14 protein-coding genes are annotated in these 18,407 nt (G+C 50.0%); 5 read left to right on the forward strand and 9 right to left on the reverse strand.

The window, feature by feature from the left end:
* The first annotated feature begins 6 nt into the window (after window positions 1-6).
* Complete coding sequence (msrA, locus tag T325_RS03350; RefSeq protein ID WP_036910398.1) at window positions 7-522, forward strand: peptide-methionine (S)-S-oxide reductase MsrA; 516 nt, start codon at window positions 7-9, stop codon at window positions 520-522.
* Window positions 523-550: 28 nt separating this feature from the next.
* Here msrA and T325_RS03355 read toward each other — a convergent pair whose 3' ends face one another.
* Entirely contained in the window at window positions 551-1,171 is a 621-nt protein-coding gene (locus tag T325_RS03355) for a nitroreductase family protein (protein ID WP_051949678.1), read from the reverse strand.
* A gap of 237 nt (window positions 1,172-1,408) precedes the next feature.
* On the opposite strand from T325_RS03355, the gene T325_RS03360 reads away from it, so the two are divergent.
* Window positions 1,409-2,110, forward strand: a complete 702-nt coding sequence (locus T325_RS03360; protein WP_051949679.1) for a 4Fe-4S binding protein — start codon at window positions 1,409-1,411, stop codon at window positions 2,108-2,110.
* Window positions 2,111-2,145: 35 nt separating this feature from the next.
* On the opposite strand, the gene T325_RS03365 is transcribed toward T325_RS03360, so the two are convergent.
* The 3 genes from T325_RS03365 to T325_RS03375 form a co-directional block, all read right to left on the reverse strand.
* Window positions 2,146-3,852: an AMP-binding protein gene (locus T325_RS03365; RefSeq protein ID WP_051949683.1), complete on the reverse strand. Its 1,707-nt coding sequence runs from the start codon at window positions 3,850-3,852 to the stop codon at window positions 2,146-2,148.
* A 24-nt stretch (window positions 3,853-3,876) separates the two neighbouring features.
* Window positions 3,877-4,461: a helix-turn-helix domain-containing protein gene (locus tag T325_RS03370; protein WP_036910399.1), complete on the reverse strand. Its 585-nt coding sequence runs from the start codon at window positions 4,459-4,461 to the stop codon at window positions 3,877-3,879.
* Between the two features lie 131 nt (window positions 4,462-4,592).
* Window positions 4,593-7,646, reverse strand: coding sequence for an FAD-binding and (Fe-S)-binding domain-containing protein (locus T325_RS03375; RefSeq protein WP_036910401.1), 3,054 nt, complete (start codon window positions 7,644-7,646; stop codon window positions 4,593-4,595).
* 219 nt (window positions 7,647-7,865) lie between these two features.
* Between T325_RS03375 and T325_RS03380 the strand changes: the two genes are divergently transcribed.
* From T325_RS03380 to T325_RS03390, 3 genes are all read left to right on the forward strand, one after another.
* Entirely contained in the window at window positions 7,866-9,470 is a 1,605-nt protein-coding gene (locus T325_RS03380; protein WP_036910403.1) for an L-lactate permease, read from the forward strand.
* A 114-nt stretch (window positions 9,471-9,584) separates the two neighbouring features.
* The gene (locus T325_RS03385) at window positions 9,585-10,028 is read left to right on the forward strand and encodes a zinc ribbon domain-containing protein (protein WP_036910405.1); all 444 of its coding nucleotides are present in this window, start codon (window positions 9,585-9,587) and stop codon (window positions 10,026-10,028) included.
* 148 nt (window positions 10,029-10,176) lie between these two features.
* Complete coding sequence (locus T325_RS03390; RefSeq protein WP_036910406.1) at window positions 10,177-11,565, forward strand: hypothetical protein; 1,389 nt, start codon at window positions 10,177-10,179, stop codon at window positions 11,563-11,565.
* 174 nt (window positions 11,566-11,739) lie between these two features.
* Here T325_RS03390 and glmM read toward each other — a convergent pair whose 3' ends face one another.
* From glmM to T325_RS03415, 5 genes are all read right to left on the reverse strand, one after another.
* Window positions 11,740-13,149, reverse strand: a complete 1,410-nt coding sequence (gene glmM / locus T325_RS03395) for a phosphoglucosamine mutase (protein ID WP_036910408.1) — start codon at window positions 13,147-13,149, stop codon at window positions 11,740-11,742.
* A gap of 22 nt (window positions 13,150-13,171) precedes the next feature.
* On the reverse strand, window positions 13,172-13,816 hold the full coding sequence (locus T325_RS03400; protein ID WP_036910410.1) for a DUF4827 domain-containing protein: 645 nt from the start codon (window positions 13,814-13,816) through the stop codon (window positions 13,172-13,174).
* Between the two features lie 64 nt (window positions 13,817-13,880).
* Window positions 13,881-14,915, reverse strand: coding sequence for a DHH family phosphoesterase (locus T325_RS03405; protein ID WP_036910413.1), 1,035 nt, complete (start codon window positions 14,913-14,915; stop codon window positions 13,881-13,883).
* Window positions 14,916-14,933: 18 nt separating this feature from the next.
* The gene (locus T325_RS03410; protein WP_036910415.1) at window positions 14,934-15,875 is read right to left on the reverse strand and encodes a glycosyltransferase family protein; all 942 of its coding nucleotides are present in this window, start codon (window positions 15,873-15,875) and stop codon (window positions 14,934-14,936) included.
* Between the two features lie 89 nt (window positions 15,876-15,964).
* Window positions 15,965-18,394: a translocation and assembly module lipoprotein TamL gene (locus T325_RS03415; protein ID WP_081911025.1), complete on the reverse strand. Its 2,430-nt coding sequence runs from the start codon at window positions 18,392-18,394 to the stop codon at window positions 15,965-15,967.
* Between the last annotated feature and the right edge of the window lie 13 nt (window positions 18,395-18,407).

The following is an 18,407-nucleotide window of genomic DNA, read 5'->3' on the forward strand; positions in this document are numbered from 1 at the left end:
ATTAATATGACAAAAGACATTTACCTTGCTGGAGGCTGTTTCTGGGGTACTGAACATTACTTCAAACAGATTGAGGGCGTAGTAGAAACTGAGGTTGGATTTGCCAACGGACATACTGAGAATCCTACGTATAAAGAAGTGTATACCGATCAGACAGGGTTTGCTGAGACGGTGCATGTGAAGTATAACCCCGATGTGATAAGCCTTGAATTCCTATTGCAGATGTTCTTCAAGGCTATTGATCCTACGAGTTTGAACAAACAAGGGCATGATGAGGGTACCCGATATCGTACGGGTATTTACTACACAGAAGCAACTGACCTTGATATTATTAATAAAGTGTATGATGAAGAGCAGAGAAATTATCAGCAGACATTTGTTGTTGAGAAGTTGCCTTTGAAGAACTTCTATACAGCAGAAGAATATCATCAGGATTATCTCGACAAGAATCCTACAGGCTACTGCCATTTGCCCTTGTCGCTGTTTGAATTCGCAAAGAATGCAAAAGAAAAGAAAGCATGAAGATTATTTCTTCATGCTTTCTGAATATTCAGAAGAATTTCACGATATCATCCAGATCCCTTCTCTCTGGACGGTTGGGTTCTCCAGCTCTGTATCCCAAAGCGATAACAGCCATAATGGTTTCGTTTTCTGGAATACTGAACAACTCTCTTAGTTTATCTGCGTCGCGCATACCCATAATGAGTGTGTCGAAGCCCATGGCCCTTGCTTTCAATATCAGATAACAGTTGCTCAGACCATTATCGTATGCTCCCCAACCGTCACCGACTTCATTAGTCTGATGACCCTGAAAGAAGCCCGACTTGCCACGCTCAAAGGTAGAGACAATCAGTACGGGGGCTTCCGCCACACGCTCTTTATTACCTCCTATCATTTCCATGGCTGCTGCCAGTTTCTCTTTGCCAATAGCCACATAATACTTTGTTGGCTGCTGGTTTGCCCACGAAGGGGCCTCCTGAGTTGCGGTGAGAAGTTCGCGTACTTCTGCCTCCGATATTTTCTTGGTGGCATCGTAACTACGGACACTTCTTCTTGATGTTAATACTTCGTCGAACGACGGTGATGTTGTTGGGGCCGACTCTGTCTTACCAGAACATCCTGCCATGGTTAACAGTGCGACAAAGGCACCGAAAGCTAGTTTCTTATTCATGATAATTAATGTGAAATTAAATGTTTTGTGATTGTGGTAGCAAATATAGTGATATTTCTGCTAATAATCATCATTTGGCTGAATGTTTTAATAAGTTTTGTGAAATACTAAGGGGATATAATCTTATAATATCGCAAACGATATATAGTTAAAGTCTCTTAAAGTTTTAGGTAAATCGCTTGCGATATAAATTATTATTCTTACCTTTGCATCGCAAACGATATAAAAGATGAGATTATGGCAAATAAGAAACGTTTTCACCGTCATTTTGAAAGTCCGGGGATTCCGCTTTATTGGATTATCATCGCATATATCATCCTAGGCTGGTTCTTTCCCGTGATAGGACTTCTGGCACTTATCTGTATGATAGGGCCTGTACTGACCAGCATCTGGAAGGGCCGCTGGTGGTGTGGACACGTGTGTCCGCGTGGCAATATGTACGACAGACTGCTTTCAAAGTATTCGCCTCATCGCGAAATACCTAAGTTTGTGCGTACGTTTGGTTTCCGACTGTTCATGGTGATATTCATCTTTACCATGTTTGGCATACAGCTGAGTCAAGCTCGTTGGAGTGAAGGCGGATGGGCGCTTTGGGGAGATATCGGTCGTGTGTTCTGGACCATTATTGTCATGACCACCATCGTGGGCGTAATACTTTCGTTCATTTATGCGCCACGCACTTGGTGCTCGTTTTGTCCTATGGGAACCATCTCCAGTTGGGTGGCCCCAAAAAATGCGCCATTGCCTCAGGCGTTCACGAACATCCACGTTTCGAGTGCATGCCAGATGAAGTGTAAGAGCTGTGCTCGTGTATGCCCCATGCAACTCACACCTTACGACAGTCGTGGTGAGGCTGTCGGCTACTTGCATCCCGATTGCATCAAATGTGGCAAGTGTACTCTGGCTTGTCCATCGAAGATCATGACACTCAGACATTAAAAAAAGGAAGCTTTAAACGGCTTCCTTTTTTATGATTATATCACTTCTATTCCTTGCTTCTTACAGAGTTCGAGACTCATTTCCTTGAGCTTGAACTTCTGAATTTTGCCAGAACCTGTGAGAGGGAACTGATCGATGAAGAACACGTACTTGGGAATCTTGTAGCGGGCAATCTTGCCACGGCAGAACTCCTGTACGTCCTCGGGTTCCATCTTGACACCCTCTTCCAGAATGATGAAGGCACCAACGGCCTCACCGTATTTCTTCGATGGCACAGCTGCCACCTGTACATCACGGATGCCAGGCATGTGATAAAGGAATTCCTCTATTTCGCGTGGATAGATATTCTCACCACCACGGATAATCATGTCCTTGATACGGCCTGTAATCTTGTAGAATCCCTGCTCGTCCTTTACACCCAGGTCGCCCGAGTGCAGATAGCCGTTCTTGTCGATGACCTCGGCTGTAGCTGTTGGGTTCTTGTAGTAACCCTTCATCACATTGAAGCCCTTACAGCACATCTCACCCTGTACGCCCACGGGACACTCCTCGCCTGTTTCCGGGTCAAGCACTTTCACGTCTACAAACGGAAAGTCGCGACCAACGGTGGTACAACGCTGCTCGAAGGTGTCGTTCAGACAGGTCTGCGTCATGCCGGGCGACGACTCCGTAAGGCCATACACACTGGTAATGGTAAGATACATCTTCTCTGATACCTGTTTCATCAGTTCAATAGGACACAGACTGCCTGCCATGATACCTGTACGCAGACTTGTCAGGTCGAACATATTAAACATAGGATGGTTAAGCTCTGCGATAAACATCGTGGGTACACCATAAACGGCGGTACAACGCTCTTTGTGGATAGAGGCCAGCACTACCAGTGGGTCGAACTTCTCAACCATCACCTCGGTACATCCGTGTGTCAGACAGTTCATTGTTGCCAGTACCACACCGAAGCAGTGGAACAGAGGCACACAGACGCAAAGCTTGTCGTCCTGTGTAAAGCCCATGTTCTCGCCAGTGAAGTAGCCGTCGTTGGCGATACCGAAGTGGGTGAGCATCACGCCCTTGGGGAATCCCGTGGTGCCGCTGGTGTACTGCATGTTGCACACATCGTAGCAGCTCACCTGTTTCTTCATCTCGTTCAGCGTCTCGTCTTCGATGTTCTGTCCAAGTAACAGCAGCTCGGCGGTGTTGTACATACCGCGATACTTCTCCATACCTATATATACTACGTTCTTAAGGTAGGGGAATCGCTCGCTGTTCAGGTGTCCGCGCTCGCAGGTCTTCAGCTCGGGCAGCATGGTGTAGGTCATGTCAACATAGTTACAGTCCCATGTGCCATCGGTGATACAGAGCACCTCCATGTCAGAGTCCTTACACAGATACTCCAACTCATTCTGCTTGTAGTTGGTGTTCACCGTTACCAGTACGGCGCCGATCTTTGCGGTAGCATAGAGAAAAGTCAGCCAGTCGGGCACATTCGTTGCCCAGATGCCTACGTTCGAACCCTTCTTCACACCAATGCTGATCAGACCCTTGGCAAGATTGTCCACACGTTCGTTGAATTTCGACCATGTAAATCTGAGGTCGCGATCAGAGTAAACGATATATTCCTTATCAGGTGTGGTCTCTGCCCAGTACTCAAGCCACTCTCCGAGTGTCCTTTCCCATAGTTTATATCCCTCCGATCCCGTCTCTGCCGGGTATGTTCTATCGGGCAATGGTCTGCCCGCCATGTCTAATCTTACGTTGCTCATACTTTAGAAAGGAATATATACTACTGCTAAGATTTTTGCGCTCTTGCCAGGGGCACCGTGCACATGGTGCTTTACGATAGAGTCGTAGAAGATAGAGTCGCCTTCTTTCAGGTTGTATGTGTCTTTGCCGTAGACAATCTCTACCTCGCCCTGCATCACGTATATAAATTCCTCGCCTTCATGGGCTGAGAGCTGAAACTCCGGACTGTTTTCGGGGTTGATGTCGATAACGAACGGTTCCATGTGGCGTCCGGCCTTCTGCTGTGCCAGTGGGTGATACTCCATGTGCTTGCGGGCATCGGTTGCACCATTAGAGAAACTGATGCTGCTGTCTTTCTCGCGATCCTCAGCACGACAAACCACAGGGCCTAGGGCATCGTTATCGTCCATAAATGTTCCTAGTCTGACACCCAGAGCTCTTGCAATCTTGATCAGCGGCCCCAGCGAAGGCATGGTCTGGCCGTTCTCGATTGTATTAATCTGGTCTGTCGTCAGACCACTACGCTCTGCAATCTCCTCGATAGAGAGATTCTTTGATTCACGAAGTCCCTTGATTTTCGAACCAACGAATGAGTTATTGTTTGACATCTTTTATTATAAAAATATTACTAACTGCCTAAATTTGGCCGCAAAGATAGTGCAAAAAGAGCGAATAACCAAATTTTTCGCCCTAATTGTTATCAGATTAACACAAAATCAGACAAAAAAGTGACGATTTGTTATGTTCCGGACTTTTTGGGCGTTGTACATTGATTCACCAGATAGATGATGCTCATGTAGGGGATGCCGGTATTTGTTTCGAGACCGATCTCACACGTACGACTGTTCGAATAGCCTACCTCTATCTTGTTCTTCTCAATCTGCGGGCGCAACTTTCTCAAAGCATAGCTGTTCATCTCCGGGAAGGTGAATCCTCTGTCACCGGCAAAGCCGCAACAGCCCACTCCCTCGGGCAGAAAGACGTTGGAAGAACAGAGCTTAGCCAAGGCTACCATATCCTTGTCGACACCCATCTGCCGTGTCGAGCATGTCAGGTGCAGGGCTACAGGCTTGTCGATAGGATGGAAATCGAGGCGGTCAACCAGGTATGTCATGATAAACTCGGCAGGTTCGTAGAGCTTGAGCTTCGCTCGAGCCTGCTCTCGCTCATTCGCAGCCTTCATCATCACTTTGCGCATGCGGTGTAAACATGGACTTTGAGCGCAGAGGACTGGGTATTTCCCCTGCTCGGAGGCCTTCCATAGAGCGGCTTCCAACTCGGCGCTCTTGCGGTCGGCAATGTCGAGCATACCCTTACTCTCCCAGATTTGTCCGCAACACATACGTTCCATACCTTCTGGGAATATCACCTCGTAGCCTGCCTTAGCCATCAGCTGAATCACCTCGTCGACGAGCGCATGCTTTACGGGAGCCTCCTTTGCGAGTCCCATTGTCTGGTTGATGCAACTGGGGAAGTAGACGACCTTCAAATCGGAGTGCTCCTTCTCATGCTGAGGCACAGACTTCTCGATGATGAACTGCGTAAGGTCTGATTTCTTAGGCTGGCGCTTCTTGCGGGGCATGGCCGTGGTCCACAGGGGCAGTCCCATCTTGTTCATCGTCCGACAGATGGTGGTCATGAGCGTAGGCCCTAATGTGACATGGGCGGCATGAGCCACGTCGAGCACCACGCGGAGGCCGCTCTTGATGCCCGCCATGTGGTTGGCTGCAAACTCACCTATCTGATAACCTACAGTGTTGTTTAGCATATCCATCTGACGGATCAGATGGGTCAGTTCTCCTGTATTGATCTTCATTGGACACGAGGTTGAGCAGAGCCCGTCCGTAGCGCATGTCTGGTCGCCATAATACTTGTATTGCTTGCGTAAGGTGGCGGCTCTCTGTGGATCGCGTCCTGTAGCTTCCAGTTCGCGGATCTCACGCTGTACGGCGATGCGCATCCTCGACGACAGGGTAAGTCCGCACGACATACAGTTCACTTCGCAGAATCCGCATTCTATACACTTGTTGGCGCGTTTCACCTGTTCGATGGTCTCCTTTGATGTTGACAGCTTCGGGTCCATCAGGTAATGTCCGCCATCAGGCACCTTGTCGAAATCGTAGTCGAGCACAGGCAGCGGCTTCAGGCATTTGATAAAACAGTCGGGATCATCGTTGAATATCACTCCTTGGTTCAGCAGTCCTTCAGGATCGAAGATGGCTTTCAGTTCCTTCATGACCTCATAGGCTTTCTCGCCCCACTCATATCTCACAAACGGTGCCATGTTGCGCCCAGTGCCATGTTCGGCCTTCAGCGAACCGTCGTATCCCTCCACGACCAACTTGGCCACGTCGCGCATCATCTCAGCATAGCGGGCCACCTCGTGCTCGTCAGCAAAGCTCTGGTTCAGAATGAAGTGGTAGTTCCCCTCGAAGGCATGTCCGTAAATACATGCGTCGTTGTAGCCGTGATCGGCTATCAGTTTCTGAAGCTTCACCGTTGCCTCAGGCAGACTTTCAATGGGGAATGCCACATCCTCAATCAGACATGATGTGCCTACAGGGCGTGTGCCTCCCACGCTGGGGAAGATTCCTGAACGGATGGCCCAGTACTTTCCGTATACGGCGGGGTCCTCAGTGAAGTCAGCAGGTATGTAAAGCCTGAACTGCCCCAGACACTCCTTGATTTTCCCGATCTTCTCCAGGAGCTGTTCGTGGGTGATACCCTTTGTCTCAGTAAGGATAGCTGTCAAGTTGTGATAGTCACCAGGTTCCACACCCTCTATCTTACCGGCATCCACATCTTTCTTATATTGCAGGAACACGGGGTCATCCACCGAACTCAGCGACATGTAGTCGAGCATCTCAGCACTTTTCACCATCAGCTGTTCTGCGCTCATCTTCACGTCTTCGTCGCCTGCTTTCAGCTTCTTCATGGCCACCACAGCCTCGCAACTCTCCTTCATTGTAAGGAAGTACACCATGGCTGAGGCCTTGTACTTATAGTCGGAGAGTGTCTTCATCGTTACTTCAGAGAGGAAAGCCAGCGTTCCTTCACTGCCTACCATTGAGTGTGCGATGATGTCGAAAGGATCGTCATAGGCAATCAGCGGACGGAGGTTAAGACCTGTCACATTCTTAATACTGTATTTCTTACTGATGCGATCGGCCAGCTCCTTATCTGCGCGCACCTTGTCGCGGAGGTCTTCAATCTTCTTCAGGAAGTCAGGATGACTCTGACGGAAGGCTTCGCGACTCTGGGCATCACCGGTATCCAGAATAGTACCATCCGTCAGGATGACTCTTGCGGAGAGAAGCATACGGTCGCTGTTGGCGTGTACGCCGCAGTTCATCCCCGAGGCATTGTTGATGACGATGCCGCCCACCATTGCACTTCCTATCGAAGCGGGGTCGGGTGGAAACACACGTCCATAGGGCTTCAGTATCTCGTTCACCTTGGCACCTACGATGCCAGGCTGAAGTCTTATGCTTTCGCCGTCTGGCGAAAGAGAGAAACCTTCCCAGTGTTTGCCTGCTACGATGAGTACCGAGTCGGTACAGCTCTGTCCTGAGAGCGAGGTGCCTGCTGCGCGGAAGGTGTAGGGTAGGTTATGTTTCTTACATGTCTTTACGATCTTGGCAATCTCCTCCTCACCGTCGCTGCGAATCACGACTTTCGGAATCTGACGATAGAAACTGGCATCGGTGCCCCATGCCAACGTGCGGAGTTCATCGGTGTAAATACGGTCAGAAGGCATAAATCCTCTGAGGTCTGATAAAAACTGACTGATCATAGGCCGTTATAGGTATTTGTTAGTTGTGTATTACTATGGGGCAAATATACAAAAAGAAGCGTAAAATGAGAAGTGAAAGGTGAAAAGATTCTCTTCATTTTCGTTTTTTTCACTAAAAGAATCCCTGAATGTCGGATAATTATCGTATATTTGTCCGCAGAAATCCAACAACTTCGAAACAATTCTATATAATAATAACAATCAAATTACTAAAGACCTATGACAGCATTAGTATCTGTTATTCCTATTCTGTTGCTCATTGTCCTCATGATGGGCTTCAAGGTGTCTGGTTACAAGAGTGCTATTGTCACGCTTGTTGTAACGATTCTTCTGGCCCTGTTTGCTGTTCCGGCCATGGGCATCATGCCTGAGAAGTATGCTGGTCTCTCTGTCTATGGCATCACCCTGTGGTCGGTGGTTGAGGGGCTTCTTAAGGCATGCTTCCCCATTATTCTGATCATCATCTGTGCCATCTTCAGCTACAACATCCTTTGCGAGACCAAGGAGATAGAGACCATCAAGGCGCAGTTCATCCAGATGACCTCCGACAAGGGCCTGCTGGTTCTGCTTCTGACTTGGGGTCTTGGTGGTGTGCTTGAGGGTATGGCAGGTTTCGGCACTGCGGTTGCCATTCCTGCAGCCATCCTGATAGGCCTTGGCTTCAAGCCGATGTTCTCGGCTGTCATCTGTCTGGTTGCCAATACTGTTGCCGTTGGCTTCGGTGCCGTAGGTCTTCCTGCCACCACATTGGCCAATCAGGTAGCTGCCAGTGGCGTCGCTACGCCTGAGGAACTCTGCGAGGTGGCCACCTTTATTATATTACAGCTGTCGCTGATGTTCTTCATCACCCCGTTCCTCATCCTCATGATGACCGATCGGACTAAGGTGCTGAAGAATCTCTCCATAGCCCTGTTTGTCGGCGCCTTCTCTATCGTGGTGCAGTTCTGCTGTGCCCATTGGATTGGTCCTGAGACTCCCGCCATTCTTGGCTCTGTAGCAGCCATCATCGCCATGCTTATCTATAACAAGCTGTTCATCCGCGAAGAGAATCCTGCCGACGAGGTGAAGGTTGATAAGAAGAAGTTTGGCGTTGGCAAGACGCTTAAGGCTTGGAGTGTCTACGGTCTTATCATTTTCTTCATCCTGATATCTTCGAAGATAGTGCCTCCCGTCAACGAACTGCTTGGAAGCACCCTCGTCTCTAAGTTCGACCTGCCCGTTATTGGCAACACCTTTAAGTTCGGCTGGTTGTCTAATGCGGGATTGATGATATTCCTTGGTGCCGTGATTGGAGGCTTGATTCAGGGCATGAGCTTTGGCAGTCTGATGAAGCTGCTGGCCAAGACCACGCTTAATCTTCAGAAGACGGTTGTCACCATCTGCTGTTTGGTGGCTATGGCCATGCTGATGAATAATACGGGTATGACAAATGATATTGCCAAGGGCCTTGTGTTGCTCACAGGTGCTGCTTTCCCGTTCTTTGCTCCTCTCATCGGTTCTATCGGTACCTTCGTTACGGGCAGTGCCACCAATGCCAACATCCTGTTTGGTAAGCTCCAGGCCACCGCAGCCAGCGACCTCGGATTGGTTAACCAGGGTACGTTCTTTGGTGTGACGGGTAACGAGACCAACTGGCTGGCTGCCGCCAACTGTGCCGGTTCTGAGGGCGGTAAACTGCTCTCGCCCCAGTCGATAGCCATCGCCACGGCAGCCTGTGACATGGAGGGCCAGGATGGCGATATCATGCGTAAGACCATGCCTTTCGCCATCTTCTGGATTCTGATGAACGGCCTCATGGTCTTCCTCGGCCTGCATGTTATCTGAGTTGCGGTCTTATGGACTACCTTAACATGAATTAAGAATAAGCAACTTCCTGTTTCTTGACTGGTATTGTTTTTTGTGCTACCTTTGCACCGTCAAATCAATATAAACTTTCTTATGGAGACAAAAGATGTAATAAAAAGCATTCGAGAGAAAAACAACCTGACGCAAGAGCAGTTAGCTGAACGGATTTATGTAAGCCGTCAAGCCGTAAGTAGATGGGAGAATGGGGAGACTCTGCCAGACACAGAACAGTTGAAGACATTATCAAGAGAGTTTGGCATATCAATCAATACGCTACTCGGCTCACCCCAAACTCTGTACTGCCAATGTTGTGGAATGCCGTTGTCGGACGACGCAGTGATTAGCCGTGAGGTGGATGGTAGTTTCAACGAGGACTATTGTAAATGGTGTTATGCTGATGGTAGTTTCACATACAAGGACAAAGATTCCTTGCTCGACTTCCTCGTAAGTCACATGCCCAACCCCAATAATGAGTCTGTGGCAGAACGTCGTAAACTTTACGACTCCCATCTGTCGATGCTCAAGCATTGGCGATAGTATAGTCGTATGATTATAAAGGCGGGCCGTTTGGCTCGCCTTTTGTTTTTTTATACCAAAGAAGCATAATAATCCACAACGTCTGGTCTGATTACGGTTTTATTTCTTACCTTTGCAGGCGAATAATGAAATAACAGAGTTATCAACTATGAACTTTACAACAAAGAATCTGATTAAGGAAAAGTGTGCACTATGTCTTATGGCCTTAATACTGATAGGGCTTACTGCGTCGTGCAGTAACGATGAAAGCGAAGAAGAGGAGATAGGAAACTACATTGTGACAAACCCTGTTGAGAACGTGGGCGTAACTTATGTAGAACTTTCTGGCGAGTTTTATTCCAACAAGATGCCAAAGGCCTATAATTCTTCGGGCAGATATATGCAACCAGGCATTGAGATATCGTTGACGGAGAGTTTTACACCTGGGATGACGTTGCACTCAGGTGCTAGTGGTATTGAGAATAACCGTATGACGATGACCGTCTACGGACTTTCTCCCAATACAAAATACTACTATCGCTCGTTTGTCGATATCGACGACTTAACATACTACGGTGAAAAGAAATCATTTACCACTTTAGGTTTATCGCTGGCCTGCAGCGTGGACGATGCTATTGACGTCAGCTTCAGATCGGCTTTAGTTCCAGTGAACTTCAATAATGTGGCTGCCTCATTGTCACCAGAGGATCTGAGTGTATATTATGGAGTGGCCTATACTACGGATAAGTCGCTTTTTAGCGAAATAAACCCAAACGTATCGTTCGATACCAATGGCGCCGGTATCATACTCTGTCATGCCCCGTACTCATCAAACGGTCAGGTTGTGTCTCTTGATAATCTTCAGCCTAACACGACTTATTACTATTGTGCTTTCACTTGCACTGACGGTAAGACGGATTGTCTGTTCGGTCCGGTAAAGAGTTTCACCACCGAAAATCGTGATGGACTATTGGTGATCGATGCTATCGATGCAAAATTCATTCTCGCAGAAGTGGCGGGCACCACAAAGTTACCGAGTTCGATGACGGGTGTAACATACAGGTTAGTATATGAAATGCTTAACGAACCTCTCCCTTGGCCTACTGAAGTGGAGATGAATGTGGATGGTGATAAATTGACTGCTGTGGTACGGAACTTATGGCCGAATCGTAAATACCAATGTTGGATTACGGCTATAAAAGACGGAGAGATTTATGCTGAGAGCGAGAAAAAGGAACTCAAGACAGATAATCCGAGCGACTACATAGAGATGGATGATGCCACTGACATTACATCGACCTCTGCCACAATCAGTTGTCGTCTTACTGCTGAAGGCTATGAGGACGAAGAGTGGTGCAACATATATTATGGTAAGGACAAGTACAACCAGATTAATGAGACGATGGCCACCAAGAATGGTGATCGTTATACCGTTACTCTCACAGGTCTTCAGCCCAACACCACCTATTATTACCGTGGTCAGGCTCTTTTTTTACTGGAGATTGGCAGAGCAGACTGGTACTATTCTGATATTAAGAGTTTTAAGACCTTACCATAAGGCTGGTGTCGATAAGGATATCCGAGGATAATGTCAGCCATAAACAGCTATCTGCGCATACAGTTCTTGATACATCGTAAGTACATATCAAGGTCTGGACACATCTCCAATCGAGAAACTGATCATTGAGAAAACAATCATCCCTCAGCTGGTGTAGCTGAGGGATGATGTGATTTATTGCATATCGTAGACCACTTGCATGAGCTGTTTGCCGAGGTCGTCGGCCTTCTCCATGCTCTGGGCCTCGCTGTAGACACGGATAATCGGTTCAGTGTTCGACTTGCGCAGATGTACCCAACGGTCGGGGAAGTCGATCTTCACGCCATCGATATCGTTCACCTGAGCAGAGTTGTCTTTTGCAAACATCTCCTTCACCTTTACAAGAATAGCGTCGACATCGGTCTCAGGGGTGAGGTCGATACGGTTCTTGGCAATCTGGTAGTTGGGGAAGGTGGCGCGCAACTCAGATACGGTGCAGCCCTTCTGAGCCAGTGACGAGAGGAACAGGGCGATGCCTACCAGGGCGTCGCGACCATAGTGGCTCTCAGGATAGATGACACCGCCATTGCCTTCGCCGCCAATCACAGCGCCTACTTCTTTCATCTTCGTGGTCACGTTCACTTCGCCTACAGCAGCAGCGGTGTATTGTCCGCCATGCTTCTCGGTAACGTCGCGCAGGGCACGGGTCGAAGAGAGGTTTGACACGGTGTTCCCTTTGGTGTGACTGAGTACATAGTCGGCCACGCTTACAAGTGTATATTCCTCTCCGAACATGGTGCCGTCTTCACATATAAAGGCCAGACGGTCTACGTCGGGGTCTACAACGATACCAAGGTCGAAGCCGCCCTTCTTCATCTTGTCCATAATGCCCTGGAGGTTCTTCTCCAGTGGCTCCGGGTTGTGGGCGAAGTCGCCAGTGCACTCGCCGTTCAGGATCTCGAACGCTACGCCCAGCTGCTTGAACAACTCGGGCAGGATGATGCCACCGACGGAATTGATGGTGTCTGCGCAGACACGGAACTTACGCGCCTTGATGGCTTCGACATCAACCAGCTTCAGCTGAAGCACTGCGTCAATATGACGCTGGTTGAAGGTGTCATCGATGGTGCAAGAGCCCAACTTGTCGACTTCTGCGTAGTTGAAGTTCTCTTCCTCAGCCATGCGGAGTACCTCGGCGCCATCGGCTGCTGTGAGAAACTCACCTTCGCTATTAAGCAGCTTCAGGGCGTTCCACTGACGGGGATTATGTGAGGCTGTGATGATGATGCCGCCGTCGGCACCTGACATGCGTACTGCCAGTTCGGTAGTCGGGGTGGTAGCATAGCCGATGTCAATCACATCGTAGCCCATGCCCATCAATGTGCCGACAACAACGTTGCGAACCATCAGGCCTGAGATGCGGCCATCGCGACCCACTACAATCAGTGGCTTACGGCCACTGACGTCACCTCCTTTATTTCTCTGGCCGCCGATAAACTGAGCGTAGGCGGTGGTAAACTTAACGATATCTAATGGATTCAGCGTGTCACCAGTCTGTCCGCCGATAGTACCGCGGATGCCGGAAATGGATTTGATCAATGTCATGTTGATGAATATAATTTGTGATTTATGATTCGCGCTGGAATGTAATGACGTAATAATAGGGTATTACATTGCTCGAAGCGTTGGCATGCCCCTGAGAATGAGGAACGATGAGCCTTATCTTGGCATACTCCTCGTCGGCACTCTGCGGACGCCCGACCTTGATATAGGGCAGGGCCACGAGCCAGCCGGCGGGAACGGTAGCGCCGTAGACGGAATACATCATACCGCTGGTGAAGCTGGCGGTATAGGAACCGCTGGTGCGTGAGATCTTCATAATGTCGGGAATAGCTGTCAGGTTCTTCCCGTAGTAGGTGAGGTTGTTTCTGTTATTACAGAGACTTAACGTGTCGTTCATGATGTCAAACTCTTCGAAACGGCACACCAGATTGGTGTTCTCACCGTCTTCAAGTTTCGTGCCGCAACCCTCGCGCACAATCTGCATATAGACACCGGTCTTGTCGAGCTTGACGAACTCGTTGCGGCTGAGATTGGTGGTATGCCCCTGCTGATTGAACGCGTCTTCAGAGATGACTACGATAGATGAGTCGGCAATGAACTTGGCAACGGCATTGCGCTCCTTTTCTTTCTTGTCGCCGTAGGTCTCGTAGTCGTTACAACTGGCGAGAACGGCAGAGAAGGCTATCAATATGAATAACAGTTTCTTCATCTTCTTATACTATGAATTGCGGTGCAAATATACGAAAAATATTTCAAACAGCGTCAATATTTGCCTACTTTAACTTGTTTTCGTAGGCTTTGAGGGCATTCTCGACGATTTCCACAGCTTCGTCGATGCTGCAGTTCAGACGTCCACCAGAGGCGTTCAGGTGACCGCCGCCATTGAAGAACTGCTCTGCCATCTGGTTGCATGGGAAGTCGTCGACAGAGCGCAGGCTCACCCATACAAGGTCGGGCTTGTCGGTATCTTCGCGCAGCGAGACAGACAGCTTCAGTCCTTTGATCTGCTGGGGGATGTTTACCAGTCCCTCGGCGTCGCCCTTGATATAGTTGAACTTCTTCAGCTCTTCTCTTGTCAGGGTATAGTAGGCCGCATGGTATTCGGGCTTGTAGACCAGTTTCTGATACATGACATAGCCCATGAGACGGATGCGGCTCTCAGAATAGTTGTGGTAGACGTTGCGGTAGATCTTGTCTTTGTTGATATGCTTGGTCAGCAGCTCACCGATGATGAAATAGATCTCCGAGCGGCTGCTGTTGTAAAGGAACCCGCCAGTGTCGGTCATCATACCGCAATAGATGGGAATGGCATAATGCTTGTCGAGCTGTTCGAAGCCGCCCATCTGCCAGACGATACGGAACACCAGTTCGCAGGTGCTGCAGGCCTCGGGCTGGGAGATGCTCAGCACGGCAGGCACGTCAGGGTCAAGGTGGTGGTCGATCAGTACCCGCTGGGCAGGCGACGATACAAGGGCCTGCTCCATCTCATCGACACGGCTGGGGGTGTTATAGTCGAGACAGAAAATGAGGTCGGCAATCTTGAAGAGCATGTCACATTTCTCACGGTGCTTGTCGTAGCGCACGATCTTCTCCGTATTGGGCATCCACAACAGGAAGTCGGGATACTGGTCGGGCACGATGACGGTAGGCTCCTTGCCACGTGAGCGCAGGTACTCTGCCCAGCCTAACGAGGACCCTATGGCGTCGCCGTCGGGACTCTTGTGGCAGGTGATAATGATGTTTTGTGATGTAGAAATCAGCTGGTCCAACTGGACCAGCTGCTCTTGTGTCAAGATGTCGATATTCACTTTCTTGTCTTTTTTACTTTAAAAAAGCTTGTTAGGATAAACGCCCTCATCTACGAGCTGCTGGATACGGGCTACGGTAGCATCGCGGTCAGCGGCATAGGTCACGCCAAACCACTTTGAGGTGGTGTCGAGAACCTCGACGGTAGCGGTACCTTCATTGATGAGCTTATTAACCATCAGGGGAATGAAGAACTCGGCCTTCAGATTCTCCATATTCTTCGGATCGCTGAGGAACTCCTTGAAGTATGCCTCAGAGTATTCGAAGTAGTCGGGGGTGAAGCCCCACATGTTCATTGACACGGGTGTGTTGTCGGCTACTTCAACCCACTTGCCGTCCTCATCCTTATAACGGATGGGCTCAGAGGCTGCGCCTGCGTTAGAACCGTCGGCTGCGCAACGCACGATCTCCGTACGCTCGACAACGGTGGTCAGATGGCCTTTGTCGTTCTTTGAACAGATACCACGGGCCACGGTGCCGTTTTCCGACAGTGTGTTGCCTACGCGGAAACCTACCATGGCATACTGGTTGCGGGCACCCTCTGGCAGGTTGCTGAGGTACTTGCCGATAACCATGAAGGCGTCGCGGTTATAGAAGTCGTCACAGTTGATGACACAGAAAGGCTCCTTGATCACGTCCTTACCCATCAGTACGGCGTGGTTGGTGCCCCAAGGCTTCTGACGACCTTCGGGAACACTGAATCCCTCGGGCAGGGCGTCGAGAGCCTGGAAACAGAGCTCGCAGGGTACCTGACCTTCGTACTTGGCCAGAATCTGTGTGCGGAACTGCTCCTCAAAGTCCTTGCGGATTACCCATACGATCTTGCCAAAGCCAGCCTGGATGGCGTCGTAGATACTGTAGTCCATGATGGTTTCGCCGTTAGGTCCCAGACCGTCGAGCTGTTTCAGACCGCCGTAGCGGCTTCCCATACCTGCTGCAAGCAGAAATAGAGTTGGTTTCATAAGTTAAATTTATATTAGAGTTTGAATAAACAGAGTGCAAAGGTACTAAAAAGTTTTTGATTAAGCGGCGTATTAACGCGCCTTAACAATTAGAACGGATAGCCGATGGCGAAGTTCAGTGTCTGGGCATGTCTGAAGCGCGGGGCATTGAAGTAGCCGCTCTTACCTGTGTCTTGCGGACAGTGGAGGGCATATCCCCAGTCGACACGGACCACGAGGAAACCGAGGTCGTAGCGCAGGCCGATACCGGTGCCCAGTGCCAGGTCGTTGAGGAAGTGCCTGGCCTCAAACTTCGACTGGTCGCCCCATTCCTTGATAATCATCATGGTCAGGGCGTCTTCCGGTTCCATGCCTTTTATGTCGTCATCGGTGATGCCGCTGCCTTTCAGGTTCCACACGTTACCGGCATCGAGGAACACGGCTCCGTGCAGGTTGCCGAACAGGGGCATGCGGTATTCCAGGTTGGCTATCAGTTTCGTCTCTCCATTGCGGAAAATGTAGTTAAACTGCCTGTCTCTCATGTCGAAATCGTTGAAGCGTCCCGGACCGATGTCTCTCACGCTGAAGGCGCGGATACTGTTTGCACCTCCTGCATAGAACATCTCACTGAAAGGTGCGTCGTCGCTGTTGCCGTAGCTCCAGATGATGCCGGCATTGACATGTCCCACCAGCTTCGACGACATACCTACCGACCAGGTCTTGGTCAGGTCGGTCTCCAGTCTCAGGAACTGTGAGTAAGCGGCTTTGAAGAGCCTCTTCCCTTTTTCGTTAATCGACTTGCCGCAGGCGGCATCGACGAGCGACACCAGATTGCCCGCCTCTTCCACGGTGGTCTCCCAGCGGGTGCGCGGACTGGTGTAGGTATAGGTGTAGCGCATCTTCGGGATGAAGTAGTCGTCCATGGCAGCTGCCAGATACATGTTCTCACCGATGATAGAGTCGTACATGGCTGTGGTGCTGTTCTTGAACTGGTACTTCACCGTGAGTGGCGAGAACTCGTGACGGCTCCTCTCTGACGTTTGCCAGCGATAGGTCCACTCACCGCTCACCACGTGCATCTTGTAGAAGTCGGGTCTTCTCATGACGTCGGTCGACACCTTGGCATAGGTGGTCGGCGGCACGTAGAACCTGCGTTGGCGGGGACGCCCGTCCCGACTTCTGCGTCGGCGGTCGCTGTTATAGAACGGGGCAATGATGCGCGGGAACTCAATCGAGGCGTCGGCACCATATTCATAAGTGCTTGTATTACTGCCGCCGCTTTCCTGCCACTGATAGGCGCCGTGCAGGTTGACGTCGAGTTTCTCGGCACCTCTGAAAAGGTTGCGCTTGGTGAAACCGACCTTCGCCTCAGGGCCATAGCGCCCGTTGGTGCGCCCGATGGCGTTGGCTTCGATATAGAAGTCGTAGGGTTTGTCGAACACACAGCTCAGCCTCAGGTCGAGCGTGTCGGTATCGGGGCGTGGCGTAAAACGGAAATCGGTACTGCTGAACACGCCCGTGGCATTGATCTTATTGGCCGATTCGATGTATTTGTCGTAGTTGAACTCCTGACGCGGCCGTAAACGCAGGTTCCTCAATACCACACTAGGGCGGATGGGCGAGTGCTTGCCGCTGTAGTGGATTGTCAGGTGTCGCCGCTGGATGGAGTCGGTGAGCTGGTCTCTCATCGACTTACGGAACTGCACGTCGATATGTCCGATATACCATTTGCGAAGGGCTTCTGCCGGGAGTCCGTCGGCCAGTTGCAGGCGCAGCTGTACCTTGTTGTCTACTGCAAACGTGTCGGCCAGGTATGAGGCGTAGTTCGGGGTGTAGAAATAATAGCCGTTGTTACGCATGAGGGTATTGATGCGGCTCCGTTCTCCGTCGAGGTTAGCCACGCTGAAGGGCTCGCCGCTCTTGATAAGGCTCTCCTCGCGGGTAGAGTCGATCAGCTGGTTCATGGCCTCAGGGAAGTTCCTGTGACTTACCGAGTCGAGGGTGAAGAGCGAGTCGAGGTGTATGGTGTAGCCTATCTTGCATTTCTTCGGGTTCTTCTGTTGTACGGTCTCATAGTTCACGTAGCCTCTGAAGAAACCGTTGTTACGAAGAACCGACTGGGCTACCGATGCTCTCAGGGCCGGGTTCACCTGACTCATCAGCACGGGAGGCTTTCCGAAGCTCTTGACCATCCATCGTGCAAAGCCCGAGTCCTTACCGGCGTATTTGTTGTATACCCACAGATGCCACGACCAGGGCACGGTGTAGTAGCTGCTGCCGAAGAGTGAGCCGTTGGGCTCCGTGGCGAGCGCTGCTTCCAGCTCCTCCTTCATCAGCTCCAGGTGTTCTGCATAGGGACCGCCTTTCTGTTCGTCATCGTATGCCATCTTGGTCAGTCCCGTGAAGAGTTGCTCGCCCTCTGGAATGTTCTTTGTCATCGAACAGGAGGAAAGGAAAAGTAAGAAGGTAAGGAGGTAAGAAGGTAAAAGGATTCCTGCCTTTACCTGTTTCCATGTGTTATGACAACTGTTCTTTTTCATATTTCTTTCCTTT

Origin of the sequence: Prevotella sp. FD3004 (genome assembly GCF_000746155.1) — a bacterium.
Classification (GTDB): Bacteria; Bacteroidota; Bacteroidia; order Bacteroidales; family Bacteroidaceae; genus Prevotella.